Raw genomic sequence first — 4261 nt, 5'->3', positions numbered from 1 at the left:
TGAAGCGAGGTGACAGTATGAGAATCGTGATCATAGGTGGTGGAATAGCTGCAGTCTATTTAGCTAACCGTATTAAGAAACTTTCACCAGATATAGATGTATTGATCGTATCTGAAGAAACTTATTCTCCATATGACAGAATACATCTTTGTGCACTGGTGGACAAGAGTGCAACGATGGAAGAGATCTCTTTACCTCTTGATGCTACAGTACAAATCGCACTTAACGAAAAAATACTCTCTATAGATAAAGCATCAAAAAGAATATTTTCAGAACACTCTGTTTTCTCTTATGACAAACTTATCATTGCCACAGGTTCTATTCCCCAAACTCTTTTTGATATCGGCTCACTCATAAATGCTGCTGTTTTTCGAAATGCCGATGATTGTGAAATTATTTCTAAAGGCATACACGACAGAGAAGTAGTCATAGTTGGTTCAGGTCCCATAGGCTTGGAACTTATGGATACATTAAATAAGATGCAAAGTGTTAAACATATAACTCTGCTCGTACGCAGTGATTCACTTTATGATAAAAGCCTTTCACCACAGGCAAGAAAAGAGATGGAATCTGTATATTTCAAAGATGGGAAAATCACCATCTCCTATGAAGATGAAATTCTTGAAAAAGAGATTGAAAATGACGAGATAACACTTTTAAAAACCAAAAAACTGGAAATAGCTAATCCTTTTTTGATTTTTGGTGTGGGTATCAAACCTAACATTGACTTTGCAAGAGATACCATTACATGTGACAAAGGTATCCTGACCAATAACAAAATGCAAACAGAAGATGCTGATATTTATGCTGTAGGTGAAGCAGCACAAGTAGAAGAAATTAACTTTATAGCTGGTCATGTTAAAGAGTGTACGCTTCAGGCAGATGTAGCCATTGCATCACTATTGGGGTTGGAAGAGAAGGAGTTTCATCTTGAAGTGATGATCGATATGCTTAAAGTCGATGAATATGAACTCATAGAAGTACGATCTCCTGACTATACGCAAAATTTTGAAAAGATCTTGATCACCTCTGATAAAGATCACCGCATTGATGAATACTTCGTAGAAAATGATAAACTGACACGCTTTATAGGTATTAACTCCAATGTCGATATAGGATATATAGAATCACTCATGCAAGAATCTCAAAATATAGATCTTTCTTATCTATATCAAAACAGGCTCATAGGCGAAAGAGGCAGACTTATCTGTTCTTGTGAACATGTCTATCAAAAAGACCTTGAAGATATAGTCTCTACAACAGGTATTTCAAACTTTTTGGAGTTAGCAGAATTTAGTCAAGCAGGTCGTGTATGCGGAAAATGTAAAAAAATGGTTGAAGATTCCATAGAAACAGCACAAAGTCTTGTGGATCCAAATATGCCTAAAAAGAGCCTAGAAGATATTGAACGTGAAAAAGAGCTGAACATTGTTAAAAAAAGGATAGAAAAATTCAATAGACTCCATCCAAAAAATATGTTAGACAGTGAAAACCTCTCTTCTGCTATGGATGCTTATGAAATCAGTGAAAAAGAGGTAAATAACTGGATTGCTATGGTCACAGCAACTATGCAGCTGCACCCTGAATTTGAAGGTGTTGTTAAAGAGGGAATAAGCATTCTAAATAAAGTACCAATAATCTGGCTTGAGTTGGCTGACTGTTCAGGAAACTCTGAAGCGTTTATCAAGTCATCACATCCGGGGATCGAAGATCTTATATTTGACTATATTTCACTTGATTATCATGAACTTTTGATGAGTGCTTCAGGAGACCAGAGTGAAAATGTATTGGAAAACATCATTACCAATCAAAAAGGGGAATATGTTCTCATTGTTGAAGGGGCTATCCCTATGGGAATGGATGGTAAATTTCTTCGTATAGGTCCAAAAGGTGAAACAGGTATACAACTTTTACAAAAATGTGCTAAAGATGCGGCGTTGATACTGTCAGTCGGAAGTTGTGCATTTGATGGTGGTGTCGTTGCTGCAGCACCAAATCCTACTGGTGCAGTGGGTGTATCTGAAGCACTTGGGAGAGATGACATCATCAACTTACCAGGCTGTCCAGTAAATCCTATGAACATTGTAGGGACGCTACTCTCATATTTAATGTTTTCAGAACTACCTGCACTTGATCAGTTTAACCGTCCTTTATGGGCATATGAAGGTAGAATCCATGACAATTGCGAAAGACGGGGACATTATGAGCTTGGAGAATTTGTCAAGGAGTGGGGAGATGCAGGAGCTCAAAAAGGATGGTGTCTTTTTGAGATGGGTTGTAAGGGCCCCTATGCCAACGCTAATTGTCCTACATTGAAATTTAATCAGGGAACGAGTTGGCCTGTTCAAGGTGGTCATGGATGTATGGGATGTGTTGAAAAGGGATTTTTTGATAAGCTTGCCAATGAAAGAACAATAGAAGAGAAGGAAGAGTAGTGAAAAAGATAGTCATTGATCCGATCACACGAATTGAAGGACATTTACGTGCCGAGATAGAGATAGATGAAAACAATATCGTCAAAGAGGCCTATGTAAGCGGTCAACTCTTCAGAGGCATTGAAATCATTTTAAAAGGAAGAGACCCTAGAGATGCTGGACTCTTAGCCGGAAGAATCTGTGGTGTCTGTACCAATGTCCATTTTCGTGCTGCTGTCTCAGCGGTTGAAGATGCTTATGGAATTGATAATCCTGTAAACAGTGAGATTATCAGAGATTTGATGGCATTAGCACTATTTATTCAAGATCATGTCATTCATTTTTACCATTTGCATCTTTTAGATTTTGTCGATGTAACCAAAGCGCTGGAAGCAGATCCTAAACTTACCAGTAAAACGGGTCACAAGTACTCATCTCGTCCTTATGCAAACTCACATGCCCACTATATTGATGTCAAAGAGAAGTTACATAAGTTTGTAAAAGCAGGAAAACTTGGACTTTTTAGTAATGGCTACTGGGGGCATAAAGCATATAAACTTTCCGCTGAAGAAAACCTTCTCCTTCTCTCACACTATCTTGAAGCTATGAAGTTTCAGAGTAATATTTCACGTGCTATTGCCATTTTTGGTGCCAAAACACCTCATCCTCAAACCATCGTCGTTGGTGGTGTGACCAGTGTTGCGGACATGTTAAATCCGCAGAGGCTCAATGACTTTATTTTTATTATTAAAGAAGCAAAAGAGTTTATAGACAGAGCATACTTACCTGATGTAAAGTTAATCACCCAAGCATATAGAGATGATATTAAATCGGGTATTGGCTCTTCTGTAGGAAACTTTTTGTGTGTGGGTGGCTACAAATTTGACAAAGGTGATCAACTTTTTGAAGATGGCATAATCTATGGTCATAATTTAAATGATATCAAGCCCTTTGATGAGAGTAAAATCACAGAGGAAGTAGAAAGAGCCTGGTACAAAGATGACCAGCCCTACTATACTGACCTCAATGAAGACGGTACACTCAAAACTGCCAGATCAGATGACAAATACTCCTGGATCAAAGCACCACGTTATGATGGACAAACAATGGAATGTGGGCCACTTGCCAGAGTGCTTGTTAGTTATCAAAAAGGTAATAAGTTCATCAAGCCATTTGTTGATGAATTTCTATCCGACTGTGATCTTGAGTTAATGGATCTCTCCACCACAGTAGGAAGAAATGCAGCAAGAGCGATAGAGAGTGCCTATATAGGGGAATATCTCTTTAAATTTATTAATAATCTGGTTGAAAATATCAAATATTATGATACAGATACATGGACAAAATATCAATTTGAAACATTACCAAAAAAAGCAAAGGGAAGAGCATTTTCTGAAGTGCCAAGAGGTGTGTTGAGCCATTTTGTGAATATAGAAGATCAGAAAATAAAAAACTATCAGGTGATAGCCCCAACTACATGGAATGCTTCTCCTAAAGACGGTAAAGATCAAAGGGGTCCTTATGAAGAGGCTCTTGTAGGCATAAAACTTGAAGACCCTTCTAAACCATTAGAGGTATTAAGGGTACTTCACTCTTTTGATCCCTGTCTTGCATGCGCTGTACATGTCATCGATCTTAAAGGTAAAGATCTTGGAGAGTATAAGATGAATGCTGATTGTAGTATTTAAAAAGACTTAACTTTTCAAAGAGCTAAACCACTCTAATTCATCTAGAGCTTCCCAAGGATACTCTGCATATCCTATCTGCCCTTTTGCAGCGATGTCAGCATACAAAAAACGCTCCTTACTTGGACGATCCAGTCCAAACTTCTGCGTGATCCATCTAGG

Annotated in this window: 2 protein-coding genes and 1 pseudogene; 2 read left to right on the top strand and 1 reads right to left on the bottom strand. The window is 38.0% G+C overall.

Going from position 1 to position 4261, the window contains the following annotated elements:
* A partial coding sequence (locus tag ABZC96_RS08605; RefSeq protein ID WP_373030479.1) for a hydrogenase small subunit occupies window positions 1-2435 on the top strand: 2435 nt, incomplete at its 5' end.
* Window positions 2435-4102: a nickel-dependent hydrogenase large subunit gene (locus ABZC96_RS08600; RefSeq protein ID WP_373030478.1), complete on the top strand. Its 1668-nt coding sequence runs from the start codon at window positions 2435-2437 to the stop codon at window positions 4100-4102. The genes ABZC96_RS08605 and ABZC96_RS08600, both read left to right, overlap by 1 nt.
* 6 nt (window positions 4103-4108) lie before the next feature.
* Here the strand turns inward: ABZC96_RS08600 and ABZC96_RS08595 are convergent.
* Window positions 4109-4261: pseudogene (locus tag ABZC96_RS08595) on the bottom strand (methionine adenosyltransferase); the annotation flags it as partial.

Source organism: Sulfurovum sp. (assembly GCF_041551015.1).
In the GTDB taxonomy this organism is placed as follows: domain Bacteria; phylum Campylobacterota; class Campylobacteria; order Campylobacterales; family Sulfurovaceae; genus Sulfurovum.
This window is presented reverse-complemented; position numbering and strand designations above follow the sequence as displayed.